Below are 21,165 nucleotides of genomic sequence, written 5' to 3' on the forward strand. Positions count from 1 at the left end.
TAAGAATGATTAAACTGTTATATTTTTCCATAATAAAAAGCGCACCTTTTGTGGTGCGCTTTTTATTATTCAACAGAGAATATATAAGAGTAGATGGGCTGACCGCCTTCATGCACCTCTATTTCCACATCTTCGAATTCCGCTTCAATAAATGATTTCAGATCGGTCAGTTCCTTCTCTGACACTTCCTCTCCGTATATCACCGTCAGAATTTCGTCTTCCTCAGCAATCATATCGGAAAGCAGTACCTTGGCCGTCTGCAGACGGTCAGAATCCGAAACCGCTATATCACCGTCATGGATCCCCATGAAATGATCTTTCTCTATCGAGACTCCTTCTATTTTTGTATCCCGTACTGCATAAGTTACCTGGCCGGTCTTGACTTCTCCAAGCAGCCCGTCCATCGCTTCCTTATTTTCCTCAAGACTCAATTCAGAGGAGAATCCAAGCATAGCGCTCATCCCCTGGGGTATGCTTTTGCTCGGAACTACAGCCACCTCTTCTTCTGCAAGATCGGCTGCCTGTTCTGCAGACATTATAATATTCTTATTGTTAGGGAGAATAAGTATGTGTTTCGCATGAGCTTTTTTGATAGCTTCCGATATATCTTTCGTAGACGGATTCATCGTCTGTCCGCCTTCGATAACTACCGATACGCCGAGGCTTTCAAAAAGTTTCTTCACCCCGTCACCCATAGCAACTGTTACGATGCCTAATTCGCTTTTCTCACGGGGACGGGACGCTTTGTCACCTACAATAGACGTGTGCTGTTCCCTCATATTTTCTATTTTAATATTCGTCAGACTTCCGTATCGCTGACCAAGACTCAGGGCTTTGCCCGGGTCTTCCACATGAACGTGGACTTTGATAAGCTCTTCATCCGATACTACGAGAAGAGAGTCGCCGAATTCACTTAAATCTTCGCGAAAAGCATCTTCATCATAAGCGGTTTCTTCAAGCTTTGCTTCTTCGAACTTCACCATGAACTCCGTGCAATATCCATAGTGGATATCTTCCGTATTCATAAAATCCTGGTTCAATTTATGGTGTTCGGCACTGACCATGTCTTCCATATCAATTGAAGTATCTTCTTCCTGCACCTCTTCTCCTTTGAGATTGGCAAGAAACCCTTCATAAATAGTCAGAAAACCCTGGCCCCCGCTGTCGACGACTCCTACTTCCTTCAATACAGGAAGCAGTTCGGGTGTGTTTTCCAGAGACTTTTTCGCAGCTGTTACTACCCGTTCGAGAAACGGGATGAACTCTTTTTCCTCTTCCGCGGCCTTCTGAGCTTCTTCACTTGCCTCGCGGGCCACCGTAAGAACCGTGCCCTCCACCGGTTTCATAACTGCTTTGTAAGCCGTTTCCACCCCTCGGGCCATGGCGGTGGCATAGTCTGTGGTCGTTACTGTCCGTTTCGTTTCCATCGATTTTGAAAATCCGCGGAACAGTTGGGACAAAATGACACCCGAGTTGCCCCGTGCTCCCATCAGCAACCCTTTGGCTAAAGCTTTGGAAACCTCTCCGGTATGATCACTCGTAATACTTTTAACTTCTTCCTGACCTGAAGTCATGGAAAGGTTCATGTTTGTACCCGTATCCCCATCAGGAACGGGAAACACGTTCAGAGCATCAATCATTTGAGCATTCTTCGACAAGTAGCGGGAACCCTGAAGCACCATCGCTGCGAAGGTCCGCCCATCCAACTCCTGTAAACTCACGCTTCTTCCTCCTTTAGCTGACTTTCTCAGTTTGATCTAATCGTCACTCGTCACTCGTACGCCCTGTATATAGATGTTAACGGAGCTTACCGTGAGTCCGATCGTTTTGCCTAAAGTATATTTAACCTGAGATTGTACGTTGTGGGCTATCTCGGAAATTTTCGTACCATAACTCACAATGATGTACATATCAATATGTACTTCTTCCTCTTCCTGACGCACTACCACTCCCCGGGAGAAGTTCTCTTTCTTCAACATTTCCGACAGTCCGTCTCTCAGCTGGTTTTTCGAAGCCATGCCTACTATACCGTAGCATTCTACTGCAGCCCCACCGGCGACTGTGGAAATAACTTCGGTGCTTATTGTAATTTGACCATTATTTGTATTCATTTCTACCGACATTCGGATCCTCCTTTAACATGTTCTCCATGCCCAGCAATTATAACACAGGACGACCTTCTTCCCTATAATACTCTGTAACAATTGAATCGTTCTGTCAAGAGGAAATTCTTGATATAATGGATTGCATTACGTTTTTGACTATGATAGAGTAATTAAGTATCTAAATTGTAAATTGGAGGGATTCGATATGGCACGTCGTTGTGTCGTTTCTGGACGTAAAACCCGGAGCGGGAACAATCGTTCTCACGCTATGAACGCAAATAAACGTAAATTTAAAGCTAACGTACAAAAGGTTCGCATCCTCGTTGATGGAAAACCGAAAAAAGTTTACGTTTCTGCCCGCGAGCTGAAATCAGGCAAAGTAACTCGCGTATGATGCTAAAAAGCACCCCTCGGGGTGCTCAGCTTGTAGAGAAACCCCGTGTTTTTCTGCAAGCTTTTTTTGTGCAGTTCGTGCGGGCGAATACCACTCGCTTTCCGCGGACGAACGCCCGAGCCTCCCTCGTGAAAACCCACACTGCGGGGTCTCGGGTCGCCCGTTTTTCCGCAGGAGTCTCCTGGTATTCGCCCTCCCCTCACCGAAAAAGACTCTCCTTCACCTATCTCACCCTGGATAGGTGGAGGGCAATCTTTTTCATGTTTTGGCAGGCCGCCGTCAGTAACGCTTGTTCGCATACATTCTCTTTTCCGCGCAAGCGACAATAACGCAGCCCGTGCAGTTCTTTTGAATCTGCGAAGCTACGTTCAACTTTCTCTTTTCTCATGCGATAGATCCACTTGCCTTCATTAGAAAGCCGGTTCAACCGAACCTTCTCCTTCGAGCTTTCCCATACATGGCGAGTGATCGTTTTTTGATACTTCTTATTTTGGGTACACTTCGCTAGAAGAGGGCAATCTGCACAATTTTCAGGGTTTGATTTGTAATGCCGATACCCCTCACGATCGGTGGTCGAATAGCTTAAAACTTCACCCTGGGGGCACACATATTCATCCCGCTCTTCATCATATGCATATTTCCATTTCGGAAGAAGCCCTTTCTTTGACTGGTACCTTCGATGAGCAATAACTCCAAATATTCCTCTTTCCATTATAAGCCCATGACATATAGGGTTCGTCAGATAGCCGGCATCTAGACCTACAGCTTCCACCTCAAAGCCAAATCGTTCGATTTGGCGATCCAAACGTTGTAAGTAAGGTCTGGAATCATGAATATTTCCTGGCGTTACATGAACATCAGTAATGATGTTATGCTTTAAATCTGTGGTACGGTGATCAAGATAAAAGAAGCCTTCCGGCTTATTCTCCCGGTAAAGATAACCACTCTCGCTATCCGTGTCGCTAACCTTAATTTCCTTTGTCTTTTTTACCCCCTCCTTTTCCTTCAGAGGCTTTTTTTCATGATCTTCACGATCTTTTCTTACGGCTTCTTCCAAATCTTCGAGGTAGTCTACCGTTTCTACTTCAACTTCTTGTTTTGAGAATTTCTTCTTATTAGCGTTGGCTTTCAAGTGCGTGGAATCTGTGAATAATACACGGCCGGAGACCATACGGTGGTTCATCGCTTGGAGCACGATTTCATCAAAAACTTCTTGAAAGATATCCGTGTCTTTGAAACGAGTGCGGCGGTTCCAACTAATAGTGGAATGATGGGGGACTTTGTCTGTAAGATTCAACCCTAAGAACCAACGATAAGCAACATTCGTTTGAATTTGTCGCTCCAATTCGCGTTCGGAACGAACGCCATAAATATAACCAATGAACATCATTTTGAATAAAACAAGAGGATCCAAAGAGGGACGACCATTATCTTCTGAATAGTAAGGACGGACTTTTTCAGGAATGAAAGAAAAATCTATGTATTGGTCAATTTTGCGTAGGAGATGATCTTCAGGGACAAGCTCTTCAATGGTAACCATTTCGATTTCATTTTGTCGTTCAGTTTTAGATTGAAACATCCAATCACCTTTCGTTGATAAGTTACAGCTATTATAACAAATTAACGCGGTGATCTATTAAAAAAACAGAAAAAATAAAAGCTGCCGAGACTTTCTCGACAGCCTGAGCACCCCTCGGGGTGCTTTTTTTATTATTCAGGAATGTATGGAGCTGCATCTCTGCTTTTGATCGTCAGCACGATCCCCTCTTCAAAGGAATAAGTTCCAGTTTCCTTTTCCAGTTCGTTGGAAAGGCACAACGTGGAGCCGATAGGCAGATCCTCCGCTTCCAGATGATACTTGAACCCCTGCAGGGACAAGCTCTTCACCTTAAGGGAAAGGGGGATGAAAGACACGTAAGGGTAATCGTCACTATATTCAACGGTATGCACCCCCGGAAGTTTCACTTCGATTTCGTTTTGACGGTCCACAATCGTCCCTTTAAGATTTTGCTGAATCATGGGGTACAGAAGTTGAATGTTAGCCAGCGTGTGATCCATCCTTCCGCCTGTAACCCCGTAAAACAGAATGTGATCCGCTCCTTTCGAAATGGCTTCCTGTACTGCCAGTTCAAGGTCTGTCTCATCTTTTTCACGGGAGTAAACCTTCGTTTCGTAAGCTTCTTCTTTGATTTTTCGAAGCGTGTCGGAAGTGACCGAGTCAAAGTCACCGATTGCCAGATCCACACGCATCCCTCTTTCCAAAAGCACCTGCGCTCCACCGTCTGCTCCTATCCAGAAAGATACATCCTCGTAAAAGTTCTCCGGTATATACTGCGACGGTCCCCCGCCTACAATTGCAATTAAGCTCATATCTGAAAGCCCCTAACTGTCCCGAATTTCTGATACAGCTTTTTCCCGGTCCCGGTCGTTGAATATCGCACTTCCGGCCACGAGCACATCAGCTCCTGCCTGTTTGCATAAGCCGGAGGTTTCTTTATTGACTCCTCCGTCCACTTCAATTTCGTAGGAATAATTGTTCATTTCTTTTCTCCACGTATAAAGTTTCTCCACTTTCTCCATGACCTCCGGAATAAACTTCTGACCTCCAAAACCGGGGTTTACGGACATCACCAGTACAAGCTCCACTTCATGCAGAATCGGTTTTAGCATTTCGACAGGGGTTGCCGGATTAATAACCACGCCGGCTTTTGTCCCGCTGTTTTTTATCAGCTGAATGGTTCGGTGCAGGTGAGATGTAGCCTCCTGATGAACAGTAATTATGGATGCGCCCGCTTCGGCAAATGCCTCCACATAATTTTCCGGGTCACTGATCATCAGATGAACGTCCAGCGGCAGATCAGTTACCGGACGAATAGCTTTTACGACAGGTATACCTATAGAAATATTAGGTACGAATTTTCCATCCATAACATCAACATGGATATAATCCGCTCCTGCCTGTTCCACTTCCTTAATTTCCGATTCCAGGTTGGCAAAATCTGAAGCAAGAATAGATGGGGCTAATTTGGTCATAATTCAATACCTCGGCTTTCTGTTTTGTATTTCGTGTAAAAATTCAATGTAATGGTCGTACCTGAACTCATGGATATTCCCATCCTCGACTGCCTGTTTCACAGCACACTTTGGTTCCCTGTCATGTATACATCCCCTGAATTTACAATCGGGAGCGTACTCTCTGATTTCCGGAAAGCACTCTGCCAGACTCACAGATGTTACCGGATCAAAATCGAGAGAGCTGAACCCGGGGGTGTCCGCCACCAGACCTCCATTGATTGAAAACAGCTCGACTCTCCTCGTCGTGTGTTTTCCTCTGCCAAGACTGCGGGATATTTCTCCCGTCTCGAGAAAAAGAGAGGACTGCAGAGCATTCAGCAGAGTGGACTTCCCTACCCCCGATTGTCCTGCTATCACAGTTGTTTTGCTTTTGAAAAGATCTTTGACCCGGATGAGTGCCTCTTCGTTTCCGGGATCAGTCAAAATGACCTCGTATCCTGCCTGCTCGTAAATCCTGCGGTACTTTGCTATATCTTCCGAAGCGGTAACCCGGTCCTGTTTTGAAATGACAATTACAGGATTTATCATTTTAGCCTCTATTAAAACTAAGAACCTGTCGAGCAGTCGGGAGTTGAACTTAGGTTCCACTGCAGAGACTACCACGATTGCCTGATCAATATTGGCAATAGGAGGACGAATGAGTTCATTCGATCTTTCTTCCACAGAAAGAAGGTACCGTTGTTCAGGGTCGAATTGAACGACATCCCCGACAAGCGGGCTGATTTTTTTGTTTCTGAACAATCCACGACCTCTACAACGGTAAACTTCCTCACCCATCAACACATCGTAAAACCCGCTCAGTGATTGGATAATGATACCACGAGCCATCCCATTCCTCCTCTAATATTTCGCCTTACCTTCTTTCACAATTTCCCCGTGCTTCTCCACACGGTATACAGCTTCCTCTCCCTCTCTTATCTGTACATCTATTTCCACAGTTTTCTCTTCCGTAATGACTTTTTCCAGGAAAACTTCCTCATCCTTCGTGTTAGCATCCTTCAAAAATATCTGATACGTCTCCTCTTCCCCATTCTCACCGGTGTAGGGGAGATCGAAAGTCAACGTCTTTTCTTTCATCGGTTTCTCCTTCTGGCCCAGCGAGAGACTTACCGTGACCTTGGTACCTCTCTCGATTTCCGAGAAAGCGTCCGGAGACTGGGATACTATTTTTCCGGCCTCCACCTCCCCCGAAAACTGTTCTTCGACTTTCACCTTCATCCCCTCTCCTTCCAGATATGCCCGGGCTTTGTCCTCACCCATGCCCCTCAGGGGTCTGAGCAGAACTTTCGGAGGACCGGAGCTTACTCTGAACAATACACTGGTCTCGCCGGGGATCACTTTACGATCGGCAGCCGGCTGCAGTTGTTCAAGAATTTCACCCGCGGGACGTTCCGAACTGTTATGGATGGAAAATACGGAAGTGAACCCTTTTTCTTCAAGTGCTTTTTTCGCGCCCCCGAAGTCTTCCCCTGTGTAATCCGATATCTTCACAGTCCTTTTCCCCCTGCTGGAGACAACTGTGACTTCCGTTTCTTCAGGGACCATGCTTCCCGGAGAAGGGCTTATCTGAATTACGTTGCCCTCCTCCACGTCATCGGAATAGGCGCTTCCCCTTTCCACCTGCAGACTGGAATCACGAAGAGTACTGTAGGCATCTTCATATTCCATTCCGGTAACATCAGCCACTTCGACTTCTTTCGGTCCAAGAACCATCGGTACTGCTACAGCCGCCCCTCCACCTAAAAACAGAAAAATGATAAAGGCGATAATCCAGACTCTGCCCTTTTTCCTTTTTTTCTTCTCCGGAGGTTTGTCGCCTGTGTGTAGTAAAGTCTCTTCCGCGCCCCCGGAACGGTAGTCTTCCGTCACCACAGGAATCGCCTTCGTTTCTTCGCCTTCTTCCTCCGGGAGTTCAAAAGGAGCAGGGTTTCTTTCCATCAGACATCTGCTTAGATCTTCATCCATTTCTTCAACTTCAGAGTAGCGGTGCAGAGGATTTTTGGCAGTGGCTTTCAATACGATATTTTCCATGCTTTGCGGGACTTCTGTATATTTGGATATGGAAGGTGTATCATGCTGGAGATGTTTCAGTGCGACAGATACCGGAGACTCCCCGGAAAAAGGGAGGCGACCGGTCAATAGTTCGAACAGGACGATACCGAGAGAATAAATATCCGATCTTCTGGTCGCTGTACCGCCTCTGGCCTGCTCAGGCGATAAATAATGGACGGAACCGAGTACCGCGTTCGTCTGGGTAAGTGCAGTGGAGGAAAGCGCCATGGCTATACCGAAGTCGGTCACTTTCACTGCACCCTGAGGACTGATAAGAATGTTCTGAGGTTTAATATCCCGGTGAATCAGACCGTTGGCGTGAGCATAATCCATAGCTTCGGTGATCTGTCTCATAATGCCGACAGCTTCAGCAGGGTCGACCGGAGAATGGTACTGTATGTATTTTTTCAGCGTCATCCCTTCTATGAACTCCATTACCATGTAATAGATACCCTGTTCTTCCCCCACGTCAAATATATTTACGATATTAGGGTGGTTAAGACTTATGGAAGCCTGGGCTTCACGATGGAATCTGGCGATGAACTCTTCATCTTCCCCGTACTCCATGCGAAGTACTTTAACGGCCACTTCCCGCTCGCTGACAGTGTCAAAAGCTAAATAAACATACGCCATCCCTCCGCCGCCGATCATTTCCTTTACAAGATAGCGGTCATTTAGCCATTGATTTTCAAGCATTATCTTTCACCTTCTTTATCAGTAAAAGCAGGTCTTTTAATGACAGCAAGAGAAATATTGTCTTCTCCCCCGCGCTCATTTGCAAGGTCGATCCAATGTTGGACGAGCCCTTCGTCCTGCTCGCTGAAGTCCTGAAGTTTTGAAAGTTCCGGATCCGACACTTTATCTGTCAGCCCGTCGGAACAAAGCAGAATTCGTGTGTCTCCTTCTGTTGAAGGAAAGTACAGATCAGGTGAAATGTTCTTCTCTGTTCCGATAGCCTGAGTAAGAATATTTTTTCTCGGGTGGTCTTCCGCTTCCTTCTCGGAAATCCGGCCGGCACGTACCAGCTCATTAACGAGGGAATGATCGCTGGTAGCCTGACGGAATCCGTTAACGTCAGCTATGTAACAGCGACTGTCACCGACGTTCACTATGCCGATCATATACGGTGTACACACGGCAGCTACAACCGTCGTGCCCATCCCCTGGTACTCCCTGTGCAGAGAGCCCAGACGGAGGACTTCTCCGTTGATTTCATGAATTATTTCTTCGAACCAGCTTTTTATATCTTTGGAATCTTCAAAAGACTCCTTTTCGTTAAAAGACGCCTCCATACGATCTACGGCAATTTTACTTGCTACATCTCCCGCCCGGTGTCCGCCCATACCATCGGCAACGACGGCCAGCCAGACGTTTCCGGAGGGATGTTTACTGACAGAACCCGAATCTTCATTGTGAGGTCTTACTTTACCTTTATCTGTGCGAAAAAGTCCTTCCACACTCTCACCTCATTTCGATTTTTTTCTGAGCAGAGTAACAAAAAATCCGTCGGAGTCCGCATCCTGAGGAAAAATCTGGAGGCCGATCCCGGTAATGACGCGATGCTGTAAGTCTTCCGGTACTCTGTCGACGAAATCTTCCATCTCAAATGCAGGGTGGCGCTTCAGAAAATCCCGTACTGCTTCGTCATTTTCATGCCGGTCTACCGTACAGGTGCTGTACACCAGCAGACCATTCTCTTTCAATAGTGGTGCCACGTGATCCAGAATATGATCCTGAACTTCCCTCAACCTGTAAATGTCTTCTTCTTTTTTACTGTATTTAATATCGGGTTTGCTTCGTATAACTCCAAAACCTGAACACGGGGCATCTACCAGCACGTGGTCGAACGTTTCATTTTCATGCTTATCCTGAAGTTTTCTGGCATCGTAATTCTCCGCGTGAATATTCGTCAACCGGAGGATATTCGCCTTTTCTCTAATAAGAGCCGCTTTCTTCTTATGGAGATCGTAGGCGTAAACGGTACCCTCGTTCTTCATCTTTTCGCTTATGTGAGTGGTTTTTCCTCCCGGGGCGGCACAGGCATCAAGTACTGTCTGTCCCGGCTCGGGATTCATCAGTTCGGCCACAAGCATGGAACTCTGATCCTGAATAGTCACAAGTCCCTCCCGGAAAAGGCGATGTTTAATGATATTCCCCTCATGTAAAATGATTCCCTGGGAGGAAAAGCGGGACTCTTCGACCTCAAACCCGTCCCGTTCAAGCTCTGTTACGGCCTCTCCCCTGCTCAAAAGCAAAGGCTGTACCCTTATGCTTTCCGGCATACGAAGCTGGTTCGTCATGCACATACTTTCTGTAGTCTCATACCCGTACTGATCGATCCAGCGGTTGACCAGCCAGTGAGGATGACTCGTTCGTACGGCGAGTCTTTCGGCAGAGTCTTCGATTTCGTCTGCAGAACGGACTCCTTCCCTTTGTACAGAACGCAGAACCGCGTTCGTAAACGAGGCTGTCCCCTTGTGACCTTTTCGTTTGGAGATGGATACAGCCTCATTCAACACAGCATGATCCGGGATCCGGTCAAGCATTTCCATTTGATACACGGACATATAAAGGAGCCACTTCACCCAGGGAGTGATTTTCTTCTGCTTTTTCATAAAGGGCTCCAGCCAGTAATCCAGCAGATCTCTGTGCTGAAGCGTTCCATATACGAGTTCGGTGAGAAGACCGGAATCCTGAGAGGAGAATTGGCCATTTTCAATTTCCCGATTGACGAGAACGTGGCTGAACCCGCCTTCTTCCCCGACACGAGTCAAAAGATATAGAGCTGATTCCCGCACTGTATTACTCATCGTTTTCACCCAGCACTTCTCCGATTTCCATCGTCTGGCCGATACCATTGATAAAAGAAGTTCCATCCATCCGTTTTTTACCGGAAGGCTGCAGTTCTGTAATAACAACGCTGTTTCCGTCCCCGCAGACGACGACTATTCCCTCTTTTGTTTTATCTATCACTGTACCGGGAGCCTGGCTCCCGGTCTGGTCGTATTTTTGTGCAGCCCATAACTTCAGCGGTTTCCCGCCCCAGTAAGTATAGGCGACCGGCCACGGGCTCATTCCGCGTATATGCCCCCACACCACGTCACGGGGACGGCTGAAATCGACGAGTTCTTCCCCTCTTTTAATGGTAGGAGCGAAAGTAGCTTTGGAAGCATCCTGCTCCTCTGCCTCAATGGTGCCATTTATAAGAGATGGTAAGGTTTCCGACAGCAATTCAGCGCCGGTCTGCGCCAGTTTATCATGCAGACTGCCTACATCATCTTCTTCATTCACATTTATCCTTTTCGCGGAAAGCATATCTCCTGCATCGAGTTCCGGAACCATATACATAATGGTTACACCGGTCTCTTTCCTGCCATCCATCAGCGCATAGTGGATAGGAGCCGCTCCCCGATATTCGGGAAGAAGGGACGCATGAACATTTATCGCTCCAAGTCGCGGGTAATCGAGAAGGCCTTTCGGTAAAATCTGCCCGTACGCCGCAGTGATTATCAGATCCGGGTCATACTCCAATATTTTCTGATATTCTTTCTTCACTTTTTCGGGCTGAAACACCGGGATACCCGATGCTTCCGCCGCTTCTTTCAACGGTGGAGGGGTTAAAATCTTCTTTCTCCCTTTCGGCCTGTCCGGCTGTGTTACTACAAGTGAGATGTTGTATCCTTCTTCTATAAGTCTATTCAAAACCGGAACAGAAAAATCCGGTGTTCCCATAAGTACAATGTTCGTCATAAAAGTATCCTTCCCTTTACATAAGCTGGTACGGTTGAAAATCAACGATAATCTGTAAACCGTTCTGCTCTTTCATTTCGCTTTCATAGTAATTCATTATTCTCTGAACATACTTCTGCTGGTCCGGTTCTGATTTGTATTTTACCATTGTTTGATAGCGATATCTATTATTGATCCGTTCAAGCGGGGAAGGAGTCGGCCCCAGCACCTCGGCAGTCTCCGAGAGATTCTGCTTCAGATATTGAGCGATTTTTCTGGTGACTTCCTGCGCCTGAAATGTATTGGGGTGCGAAACAGTGAGCAGCGTCAGGTAATAAAAAGGAGGGTAATGGAACATTTTTCTGTACTTCATCTCCTCCTCGTAGAACCGGTTGAAGTCATACGTACTGGCCAGCTGGATGCTGTAATGATCGGGAGTATACGTCTGAACGACCACCTCGCCCTCTTTCTCGTGACGTCCCGCTCGACCGCTCACCTGGGTTAACAGCTGAAACGTCTTCTCGGACGCACGGAAATCCGGGAGATTTAACAGGGAGTCTGCAGCAAGTACTCCTACAAGCGTGACGTTCCCGAAATCAAGGCCTTTGGCTATCATTTGAGTGCCGAGCAGAATGTCCGCTTCATTGTTTCCGAATTTTGTGAGCAGCTTCTCATGTGCCCCTTTTCGCCTCGTAGTATCTACGTCCATCCGAATTATTCTGGCTTCGGGGATCAGCTGTTGAAGATGCTCTTCCACTTTCTGCGTTCCCGTACCAAAATACCGGATCGTTTTACTTTCACATTCCGGACACTTCGAGGGCATCGGTTTTTCAAAAGAACAGTAGTGGCATTTCAGACGTTCCTGATTCCTGTGATACGTCATGGAAATATCACAGTACGGACATTCGACGACGTGCCCGCAGTCCCTGCACATAACGAAAGTGGAGTAACCCCTCCGGTTCAGGAACAATACGGACTGTTCACCCTTTTGGAGACGCTCTTCAAGTTTTGCTTTCAACGACTGGGAAAACATGGACCTGTTCCCTTCGTGCAGTTCATCTCTCATGTCGACCAGTTCCACTGTCGGCATAGCCTGTTCATTCATACGTTCAGGCAGTTCAAGAAGCCGGTAATTTCCTTTTTGTGCTCTGGCGAAGCTTTCAAGGGAAGGAGTCGCCGACCCGAGCACTACCGGGCAGCCATGTTCCGAAGCCCGCTTCAGAGCTACGTCCCTTGCATGGTATCTCGTCCGGTCTTCCTGTTTATAACTCGTTTCATGTTCCTCATCGATGATGATGAGACCGAGGTTTCTGAAAGGGGCGAAAATCGCCGAACGGGCTCCTACTACAACCTGAACGTCCCGCCGCTGGATTTTTCGCCATTCGTCGTACTTTTCCCCGGCGGAAAGCGCACTGTGTAATACTGCCACTTTAGATCCGAATCTACCTTTGAATCGTTCCACCATCTGCGGAGTAAGTGCTATTTCCGGCACCAGCATAATCGCTTCTTCCCCACGTGCCAAAACTTCCTGGATGGACTGCATGTAAACTTCCGTCTTTCCACTTCCGGTCACACCATGCAGCAAATACACATCAGGCTTTTCATTCTTCACCGAATCCACAATCTCATCCATAGCCTGCTGCTGATATCGGGTGAGCGGGGGAGGGCTCGTACTCGTAAAGGTATGGCCTTCATAAGGGTCCCTTAAAATTTCCTGGCTGTAGGATTGCAAATACCCCTTCTTAAGGAGGGGGTTCAGTGAAGCATCCGTCGTCTTTACGAAGTTCAGTAAATCTTTTTTCGGAATAGGATCAGGGTAGTCCACAAAAAAGTCGATCAGAGCCCGCTGTTTTTTAGCCTGTGCAGGTATCTCTGCAATCAGTTCCTCTAATCTCACCGGCTCCGCTCCCGGTTCAATTACAGTGATTTTCCGTTTAGTTTCTTTACTTTTCACTTCATAACGTACATCGAGATAGCCATCATCCACCCACTTCTTTAAGTGATGATATTTGAAAGAAGATGCTTCCCATTCTTCGCTCGTAAGCACGTCACTCCCCTGGAACAGATTTTCAAGCTCTTCGGGAAGGTGTTCTTCTATTCTCCAGATTTCTTTTTTATATTTTGCTTTCAACACCTGTGGAAGCATTACCTGGAGACAGGAAATATAGAAGCTTAGCGTCCGGGAGGCAAGCCATTTCCCCAAACGCAGAAGCTCAGGGGTAAGGACAGGAGTAACATCCAGCACTTCCTCCAGAGATTTGACTTTCTCCACGTCGGTCCTCTCTTCAAATCCTACAACGTACCCGAGTATTTTCCTCGGACCAAATGGTACAATCACCCGCATACCTATGTCGATAACATGAGTGAATTCTTCAGGGATTAAATAGTCAAAAGGCCGGTTCGTCTGGTTCGTCGGAACGTCGACGATCACTTTAGCGATCATACACCCTTCATCTCCTCGGCGATTCTGTAAAGGATCTCTTTCGCCGTTTCCTGTTTATCAAGAAGAGGGAGGGTCTCCTCATTCCTTTTGCTCATCCAGATAACCCGGTTTGTGTCTGCGGCGAATCCCGATCCTTCTTCGGAAACATCGTTAATTACGACAGCATCCAGGTTTTTGCTTTCCAATTTCTGTCTTCCATACTCTTTCACCTGCTGCGTTTCTGCTGCAAATCCGACAAGGAACTGGGTTTCTTTCCGCCTCCCGAGCTCTTTTAAAATATCGGTCGTACGTTCCATGCTTACTCCTAACGCTTCGTCTTTTTTCTTCATCTTGTGTTCGTAAGTTACGGAAGGCCGGTAATCCGCTACAGCAGCCGTTTTGATCGTCACGTCCTGCCCCGGGAAATGTTCGATTACCGATTCAAACATATCGGAGGCGGAAGTGATATCAATTCTGTTCACACCCGGAGGAGTCTCCAGGTTTACGGGCCCGCTTATAAGGGTCACTTCAGCTCCCATCTCGGCGGCCTGCCCTGCAAGAGCGAAGCCCATCTTCCCGGTGGAGGGATTGGAAAAGAAACGTACCGGATCGATTTTTTCCCTTGTTGGTCCTGCTGTAATAAGAATTCTCTTTCCCTGTAATACTTTCGTCCTTTTCATTTCATTCTCGAGTACGGCTATGATCGTTTCAGGCTCCTCAAGTCTCCCTTTACCTACGTATCCGCAGGCGAGATACCCGTCCCCCGGTTCTATAAATTTGAATCCGAAGCTGTTCAGCTTCTTAAGGTTGGAGATGACCGAGGGATGCTGGTACATGTGCACGTTCATGGCCGGGGCTATATAAACTGGAGCTTCCGTTGCCAGTAAAGTCGTCGTGAGCATATCATCAGCGATGCCGTTCGCAAGTTTTCCGATAAGATTGGCAGTAGCAGGAGCCAGCATAAACAGGTCAGCCCAGTCGGCCAGATCTACGTGCTGCACTCCCTCCGGATCCTGTTCATCAAAAGTGTCGTCGTACACAGGCTGTCTTGATAACGCCTGGAAAGTGGAGGCACCGACAAAGTTTTTAGCGTGATCCGTCATGATCACTTTCACGACTGCCCCCTGCTGCGTTAGCTTACTTGTAAGCGAAGCTGCTTTGTAGGCGGCGATTCCGCCTGAAACCCCAAGTACTATCTTCTTATTCTCAAGCATAAACGGTCCCTCCTCAGGTAAAATCCTCTGCTATAAACAAGAGCCGCGCTGTCCACGCGGCTCTTTCTCTCTTACTATTAATCTTTTTCCGTACGCGTGTGCACTTTATCCGAATATGAATAGGAAAGTTCCCCTTCTTCGATTTCCTGCAGTGCGACACCGACAGACTGTGGTGACTTCGTCTTTTCAACGAGCGGTTCTGCTCCCTGCTTCAGTTCTCTCGCCCGGCGGGCAGAGAGAGCTACGAGGGTGTATTTTGAACTGATCTGCTTTTGCAGAGAGTCGATGGACGGTTCAAGCATCATGTTAAATCCTCCTCCAGTGCCTGTTTATATTGTTTTGCAACACGGCTTCTTTTGCAATGTTCACTTAGTACGACGGACTGTACTTTAGAGACGGCATGGTCCACGTTATCATTGACGATGACATAATCATAATTATCCATCATATCGATTTCGTCTCTTGCAGCTTCCAGTCTCGCCTTAATTTTCTCTTCCGTTTCCGTACCCCTGTTCACGATTCTGTCTTTCAGTTCTTCAAGGGAAGGAGGAATGAGGAAAACGAATACTCCCTCCGGAAAGTTTTCGCGAACCTGCAACGCCCCATTCACTTCGATTTCCAGAAATACGTCCTTACCTTCTTCGAGAGTCTGCTGCACATACGCTTTCGGTGTGCCGTAATAGTTATTCGCATACTCCGCGTACTCTATCAGTTCGCCCTCGGAGATCAGTTTTTCGAATTCGTTTCTCGTTTTGAAGAAATAATCCACTCCATCTTTCTCACCTTCACGTGGTGCTCTCGTAGTCATGGAGATCGAATATCTGAGGTCAGTATCCTGTTCAAAAAGAGCTTTGCGGACCGTCCCCTTTCCGACACCGGATGGGCCGGATAATACAAATAAAATACCTTTTTCTTTTATCACACCGCTTTTCCTCCTAGTTATCGTCAGAAATTTCTTCGTGACTCAGCACGCGTTGTCCTACTGTCTCCGGCTGTACTGCGGACAGGACTACATGATCGGAATCTGTTACGATCACGGCACGTGTGCGCCTTCCATATGTAGCATCGACCAGCTTGTTGTTATCTCTTGCAATAGTAATAATCCGTTTGATAGGGGCTGACTCAGGGCTCACAATTGAAATGATGCGATTCGCTGAAACGACATTTCCGAAACCTATGTTGATTAGTTTTAAACTCAAATCCGTATCCTCCCAACAACTTTTGACTAACACTATATTACCCTTATTATAGGCGATTCCAAGCGTTTTCCTCAAGTGATACGCCGGATAATTTAGATGCTTTTCATTTTGTATTCCACAACCATGCAGTATAGTGTAACAAAATTTTTCGGTTTGTGCGATACTTGAACGTACGTTTGTGTTCCGTGCTATACTGTGACAAGAGGTGAAGACATTATGGCATTCGACGGAATCGTAACACGCGCAACGGTTCATGAACTGAACGAAACACTAGAGACAGGAAGAATCACTAAAATATATCAGCCTACGGAAACAGAACTCGTATTTCAGGTGAGAAAAGACAGGACTAACCATTCGTTACTCGTTTCCGCCCACTCTGTTTACTCGAGGTTCCATTTGACGGAAGATTCGTACGACAACCCTAAGCAGCCCCCTATGTTCTGTATGCTCCTGAGAAAGCATCTTGTGGGAGGTTTTCTTGAACGGGTCGAACAGATAGAGAACGAACGGATCGTACACATGCAAGTTCGTACGAAAAACGAAATAGGCGACGAGACGCTTAAAACGGTAATTATAGAAATCATGGGCAAACATTCGAACGTAATGCTCGTGGACCGGGAAGGCGGACACATTCTTGACAGTATCAAGCACCTGCCGCCGGCCCAGAATACGTACAGGACCATTATGCCCGGGCAACCCTACATCGCACCACCCGGTCAGGGAAAAATTTCCCCACTGGATCTCGATGGAGAGGATATCGTGCGTAAACTGGATTTCAATTCAGGGAAGATGGACCGGCAGCTTCTGAATATCGTTATGGGTTTCTCTCCTGTAATTACGAAGGAACTCGTTTACAGAGCCGGTCTCGGAGACGTATCCGGGTTCAGTGAAGCTTACGATTCATTAAAAGAACTGATCACGTCCCATTCCTATACACCTGCTGTTTATGAGGGGGAGAAAGAGACTTTTCACGTTCTGCCACTTGAACACCTGAATGCCGACCGCACGGTTTATACCTCTGTCAGCAAAATGCTGGATGCTTATTATTCCGGAAAAGCGGAACGGGACCGGGTGAAGCAGCAGGCAGGGGACCTGCACAGATTCCTTAAAAATGAAATCGACAAAAACCACCGCAAAATCAAAAAGCATAAAGAAACGTTGAAAAAATCAGAGGCTGCCGAGGATTATCAGAAACTGGGAGAACTTCTTACAGCTCACATGCACATGGTCAAAAACGGAGACGCCGAGGTGACGGTAACGGACTATTACAAAGAAGACCAGCCCGATCTCGTCATCGACCTGAACCCTAACAAGACGGCGAGTCAAAACGCGCAGAACTTTTTCCAGACTTATCAGAAACTGAAAAACTCAAAAATATACGTCGAAAAGGAAATCAGGAAAACTGAAGGGGAAATCGAGTACCTGGAAAGACTTCTTCAACAGGTGGAATCCGCAAGAACCCAGGACGTGGAAGAAATCAGGGAAGAATTGCGGGACGAAGGATACATGAAAAAACGTGCGAACACCGGAAAAAGAAAAAACAAAAAACAGAAACCTTCGCCGGAGAAGTACACTGCTTCCGATGGCACAGAACTGTACGTAGGGCGAAACAACCTGCAAAATGAGTACGTAACCAGCAGACTCGCTAATAAAGAAGATATCTGGCTGCACGCAAAAGATATCCCCGGGTCTCACGTCGTCATTAAAGACAACGACCCTGCAGAGGAAACTCTTACGGAAGCAGCTCAGCTGGCAGCCTACTTCAGTAAGTACTCGGCTTCTTCTTCGGTCCCTGTCGATTACACGAAAATCAAATATGTGAAAAAACCTTCCGGGGCTAAGCCGGGATTTGTGACGTATGATCGGCAGAAAACCCTTTTCGTCACTCCGGAAGAAAAATCAATCAGACAACTGCGACGTAACGCTGAAACCGGGAACCGGCCATCCGGACAGTAAGGAGATAAGATTCCCATAAGCGAAAAACTCATTCAGGCCCGGCAGGCCAGGAGACATTCTCCTTTTCTGCCGGGCCTTTTCTGTCATTGCAAAGAGCAGCTTCCGGAACTTACTTGCCCTTTTTCTCCTTCATCGAGCTCCGCCAATTTTCCAGAACTCTTTTATTCTCTTCATTCAAGTTCAAAGTATCGATCAGTTCCGAATAAGTGAGTAAAGAGCTGTAAGAAAGATCCGCCTCACGGAATACATCTGCTGATTGTGGCAGTTCGTATGTAAATATACTTAAAACTTCCTTCACGTGCGCCCCGGTATCCTTCAGTGCTGCTGCAGCCTGCACAGCCGAACCTCCGGTGGAAATGAGATCCTCGATAACGACGACCCTCTGTCCCGCGGTAATTTCTCCTTCAATAAGATTCTCTTTTCCATGCTTCTTTTTGGACCCTCGCACATAGACCATCGGCAGCCCGAGTTCTTCAGACAACCACGCTGCGTGAGGGATGCCTGCCGTTGCACATCCTGCGATCACGTCCACTTCCCCGGGCAGCTCTTTGATTCTGGCTGCAAACTGCCTGCATATTTCCTTTCTGACGGACGGGTAAGAAATGGTAAGACGGTTATCACAATATATCGGGGATTCAATACCGGAGGTCCACGTGAAAAATTCAGCGGTGTTAATTTGAATAGCCCCGATTTCCATTAATGCCTCTGCTAACTTCACTTTATCCAATCTCCCTTCGTATCGCTTCATATATTTCTTTCGGATTATCCGCTTCCGTAACGGCTCTCCCCACTACAATGGCGGTCGCCCCCTCCCGCTTCGCTTCCTCCGGAGTAGCTGCACGTTTTTGATCGTGCTTACTTTCCGTTTCCAGACGTATACCGGGAGTGAGAGTGAAAAATTCTCTTTTTACACGGGTGTTTATCATCTTCGCCTCGTGCACGGAGCACACCACCCCGTCCATGCCGGATTCCTGTGCCTGCAGAGCGAGATTCATTACATTCTCCTTCAGACTCGAAGGAATGCCAAGCTCTCTATTCAGCATCTCCTCCGTAACGGAAGTCAGTTGAGTAACTGCCAGTATCACCGTATCACCCGCAGCCCGCCCGGCACGCTTCATCATCTCTTTTCCGCCCTGGGCATGGACGGTGAGCACTTCTACATCCAGAGAGACAAGACTTTTCACTGCCCCCTCGGCCGTAGCCGGAATATCGTGAACCTTTACATCAAGGAATACCGGATGCCCCCTCTTCCTCAATTCACGCACAATAGCAGGCCCTTCTTTATAGAACAGCTGCATTCCTACCTTAACAGGAACTTTTTCGAGATTGTGCGCTTCCAGAAACTCGAGCGCTTCCTTTTTCCCGGGGAAATCAAGAGCTATATAAAGCGGACGTAACGTTTTCAATAGTGAGCCCCTCCAATCGCTTCTTCCGCAGAAGAAAAACCGTATTCCCGGAGCACTCCGGGTAAGTCAGCAATTATTTCGGGCATGACGAACGGATTGTGGAAATTCGCTGTACCCACGGCCACAGCGGATGCTCCGGCCAGTAAGAACTCCAATACATCTTCAGCAGACCCGATGCCTCCCATGCCTATAATAGGGACGGAGACGTACGGATAAACTTCGTGGATCATACTGATAGCTACAGGTTTGATTGCAGGCCCTGATAAACCGCCTGTCTGATTATGAAGCAGGGGACGTCTCCTCTCTTTCAAAATCTGCATTCCCGTAATGGTATTGATCATGGACAATCCGTCCGCTCCTGCCTGTTCGCAGGCTACTGCCATCCCCCTTATATCTGTCACGTTCGGAGAGAGTTTTACATAAACCGGTACTTCCGATACTTTTTTTACCTGTCCAACCACGTTCGAAGCGAGGTCAGGATCGGTTCCGAACTGGATTCCTCCTTCTTTCACGTTCGGACAGGAGATATTCAACTCAAGCGCCTGTACATGTGGAGACATTTTCTTTGCTGTTTCTGCATATTCTTCAGGGGAGGACCCTGCTATATTCGCGATTTTCGGAAGTGCATATTCGTTCAGAAACGGCATTTCTTCGCTTATTATTTTATCGACACCCGGGTTCTGTAATCCGATAGCATTCAGCATACCGCTTGAAGTTTCGGCGACTCTCGGTGTTTTGTTACCCAACCGGGGCTCTTTCGTAGCAGCCTTCATAATTACTGCTCCAAGAGTATCGAGATCATAGAACTGCGCATATTCTTTACCGAAACTGAAGCATCCGGAAGCAGGCATGACGGGATTTTTCAATTCCAGTCCGGGTAAATGTACATGCAAACTCATGGCAGTTTCACCCTCCCCTTCGGAAAAACAGGCCCGTCCTTACATACGTTGACGTAACCGCCATCCTTGGTTTCGACAGTACAGGCGAAGCAGGCCCCGATAGCACAGCCCATCCTCTCTTCCATGGAATTATAGCCGGGGATGGTAAGTTGTGCTTCCAGAGCTTTCAGCATGGGGTTCGGCCCGCACGCATAATAAACATCAGCTTCCGGATCCAGCCACTTCGTAACCAGTCCTTTTTCACCGGAAGAACCATCGTCTGTAACTACCGTCACTTCCGCATACTCCTCCATTTTTCTTCTGTAAAAAACTTGATTTACAGATTTGAAACCTAATACAGCACTGACTTTTTTGCCATTCTTATGCAGCTCTTTTGCAAGCCAGAGTAACGGGGGTACACCGACCCCTCCTCCTACAAGCATCACCTTTTTCTGCTCGGGCAGGGTGAACCCGTTTCCAAGGGGACCGAGAACGTTAACCGTCTCCCCCCTCTTTTTGTTCGCGAGGGTTCGTGTACCTTCTCCGAACGTCTTATAGACCACGGTGATTTCCCTTCCGGAGGAAGAAGCAAGTGATAACGGACGTCTGAGCTGATGGGGAGGATCTACAAGGATGTGCACAAACTGACCGGGCTCTGCAGGGAAAAAAACATCAGTCTGTAATGTTATTTCGTACGTACACTCGGCAATTTCTCTATGGTTCACGACTTTCATA

General features: G+C 47.3%; 21 protein-coding genes. 2 read left to right on the top strand and 19 right to left on the bottom strand.

The features are described 5' to 3' along the window. Positions 1-65: 65 nt before the first annotated feature. Both AAV35_RS07350 and AAV35_RS07355 read right to left on the bottom strand, forming a co-directional pair. Positions 66-1,721 (bottom strand): DAK2 domain-containing protein, encoded by a 1,656-nt coding sequence (locus AAV35_RS07350; RefSeq protein WP_008587977.1) that lies wholly within the window; start codon positions 1,719-1,721, stop codon positions 66-68. 36 nt (positions 1,722-1,757) lie between these two features. Next, positions 1,758-2,123, bottom strand: a complete 366-nt coding sequence (locus tag AAV35_RS07355; RefSeq protein ID WP_008587979.1) for an Asp23/Gls24 family envelope stress response protein — start codon at positions 2,121-2,123, stop codon at positions 1,758-1,760. Positions 2,124-2,310: 187 nt separating this feature from the next. On the opposite strand from AAV35_RS07355, the gene rpmB reads away from it, so the two are divergent. Then, on the top strand, positions 2,311-2,499 hold the full coding sequence (rpmB, locus tag AAV35_RS07360) for a 50S ribosomal protein L28 (RefSeq protein WP_008587981.1): 189 nt from the start codon (positions 2,311-2,313) through the stop codon (positions 2,497-2,499). A 223-nt stretch (positions 2,500-2,722) separates the two neighbouring features. On the opposite strand, the gene AAV35_RS07370 is transcribed toward rpmB, so the two are convergent. From AAV35_RS07370 to remA, 13 genes are all read right to left on the bottom strand, one after another. Then, positions 2,723-4,078 carry an IS1182 family transposase gene (locus AAV35_RS07370; RefSeq protein WP_065757349.1) on the bottom strand — a complete coding sequence of 452 codons (1,356 nt, stop codon included), beginning with the start codon at positions 4,076-4,078 and terminating at the stop codon, positions 2,723-2,725. A 131-nt stretch (positions 4,079-4,209) separates the two neighbouring features. Next, on the bottom strand, positions 4,210-4,869 hold the full coding sequence (locus AAV35_RS07375; protein WP_008589821.1) for a thiamine diphosphokinase: 660 nt from the start codon (positions 4,867-4,869) through the stop codon (positions 4,210-4,212). 12 nt (positions 4,870-4,881) lie between these two features. Beyond that, a complete protein-coding gene (gene rpe, locus AAV35_RS07380) occupies positions 4,882-5,532 on the bottom strand; it encodes a ribulose-phosphate 3-epimerase (RefSeq protein ID WP_008589819.1) in 651 nt (216 codons plus the stop codon). Positions 5,533-5,535: 3 nt separating this feature from the next. Further along, positions 5,536-6,402: a ribosome small subunit-dependent GTPase A gene (gene rsgA, locus AAV35_RS07385; protein WP_008589818.1), complete on the bottom strand. Its 867-nt coding sequence runs from the start codon at positions 6,400-6,402 to the stop codon at positions 5,536-5,538. 12 nt (positions 6,403-6,414) lie between these two features. Next, positions 6,415-8,322, bottom strand: a complete 1,908-nt coding sequence (gene pknB / locus AAV35_RS07390) for a Stk1 family PASTA domain-containing Ser/Thr kinase (RefSeq protein WP_008589816.1) — start codon at positions 8,320-8,322, stop codon at positions 6,415-6,417. Continuing rightward, the gene (locus tag AAV35_RS07395) at positions 8,322-9,083 is read right to left on the bottom strand and encodes a Stp1/IreP family PP2C-type Ser/Thr phosphatase (RefSeq protein ID WP_008589814.1); all 762 of its coding nucleotides are present in this window, start codon (positions 9,081-9,083) and stop codon (positions 8,322-8,324) included. Before AAV35_RS07395 ends, pknB begins: the two co-directional genes overlap by 1 nt. A 9-nt stretch (positions 9,084-9,092) precedes the next feature. Then, positions 9,093-10,436, bottom strand: coding sequence for a 16S rRNA (cytosine(967)-C(5))-methyltransferase RsmB (gene rsmB / locus AAV35_RS07400; RefSeq protein WP_040609328.1), 1,344 nt, complete (start codon positions 10,434-10,436; stop codon positions 9,093-9,095). Beyond that, positions 10,429-11,376, bottom strand: a complete 948-nt coding sequence (gene fmt, locus AAV35_RS07405; protein WP_008589810.1) for a methionyl-tRNA formyltransferase — start codon at positions 11,374-11,376, stop codon at positions 10,429-10,431. Before fmt ends, rsmB begins: the two co-directional genes overlap by 8 nt. A gap of 16 nt (positions 11,377-11,392) precedes the next feature. After that, entirely contained in the window at positions 11,393-13,798 is a 2,406-nt protein-coding gene (priA, locus tag AAV35_RS07410; protein ID WP_008589809.1) for a primosomal protein N', read from the bottom strand. Further along, a complete protein-coding gene (coaBC, locus tag AAV35_RS07415; RefSeq protein ID WP_008589807.1) occupies positions 13,795-14,991 on the bottom strand; it encodes a bifunctional phosphopantothenoylcysteine decarboxylase/phosphopantothenate--cysteine ligase CoaBC in 1,197 nt (398 codons plus the stop codon). Before coaBC ends, priA begins: the two co-directional genes overlap by 4 nt. A 77-nt stretch (positions 14,992-15,068) precedes the next feature. Then, positions 15,069-15,296, bottom strand: a complete 228-nt coding sequence (gene rpoZ / locus AAV35_RS07420; protein WP_008589805.1) for a DNA-directed RNA polymerase subunit omega — start codon at positions 15,294-15,296, stop codon at positions 15,069-15,071. Beyond that, on the bottom strand, positions 15,293-15,913 hold the full coding sequence (gene gmk, locus AAV35_RS07425; protein ID WP_008589803.1) for a guanylate kinase: 621 nt from the start codon (positions 15,911-15,913) through the stop codon (positions 15,293-15,295). Before gmk ends, rpoZ begins: the two co-directional genes overlap by 4 nt. Before the next feature lie 13 nt (positions 15,914-15,926). Next, complete coding sequence (gene remA, locus AAV35_RS07430; protein WP_008589801.1) at positions 15,927-16,190, bottom strand: extracellular matrix/biofilm regulator RemA; 264 nt, start codon at positions 16,188-16,190, stop codon at positions 15,927-15,929. Between the two features lie 216 nt (positions 16,191-16,406). On the opposite strand from remA, the gene AAV35_RS07435 reads away from it, so the two are divergent. Beyond that, complete coding sequence (locus AAV35_RS07435; protein WP_008589800.1) at positions 16,407-18,146, top strand: Rqc2 family fibronectin-binding protein; 1,740 nt, start codon at positions 16,407-16,409, stop codon at positions 18,144-18,146. 109 nt (positions 18,147-18,255) lie between these two features. Here the strand turns inward: AAV35_RS07435 and pyrE are convergent, their stop codons facing one another. The 4 genes from pyrE to AAV35_RS07455 are packed head-to-tail and all read right to left on the bottom strand — an operon-like array spanning position 18,256 to position 21,164. Next, positions 18,256-18,864: an orotate phosphoribosyltransferase gene (pyrE, locus tag AAV35_RS07440; protein ID WP_008589797.1), complete on the bottom strand. Its 609-nt coding sequence runs from the start codon at positions 18,862-18,864 to the stop codon at positions 18,256-18,258. 1 nt (position 18,865) lies between these two features. Then, positions 18,866-19,552, bottom strand: coding sequence for an orotidine-5'-phosphate decarboxylase (gene pyrF, locus AAV35_RS07445; protein ID WP_008589794.1), 687 nt, complete (start codon positions 19,550-19,552; stop codon positions 18,866-18,868). Next, complete coding sequence (locus tag AAV35_RS07450) at positions 19,549-20,451, bottom strand: dihydroorotate dehydrogenase (protein WP_008589792.1); 903 nt, start codon at positions 20,449-20,451, stop codon at positions 19,549-19,551. Before AAV35_RS07450 ends, pyrF begins: the two co-directional genes overlap by 4 nt. Beyond that, the gene (locus AAV35_RS07455; protein WP_040609327.1) at positions 20,448-21,164 is read right to left on the bottom strand and encodes a dihydroorotate dehydrogenase electron transfer subunit; all 717 of its coding nucleotides are present in this window, start codon (positions 21,162-21,164) and stop codon (positions 20,448-20,450) included. The genes AAV35_RS07450 and AAV35_RS07455 overlap by 4 nt, the downstream gene beginning before the upstream one ends. Position 21,165 lies beyond the last annotated feature (1 nt).

The organism is Salimicrobium jeotgali (genome assembly GCF_001685435.2).
GTDB lineage: Bacteria > Bacillota > Bacilli > Bacillales > Halobacillaceae > Salimicrobium > Salimicrobium album.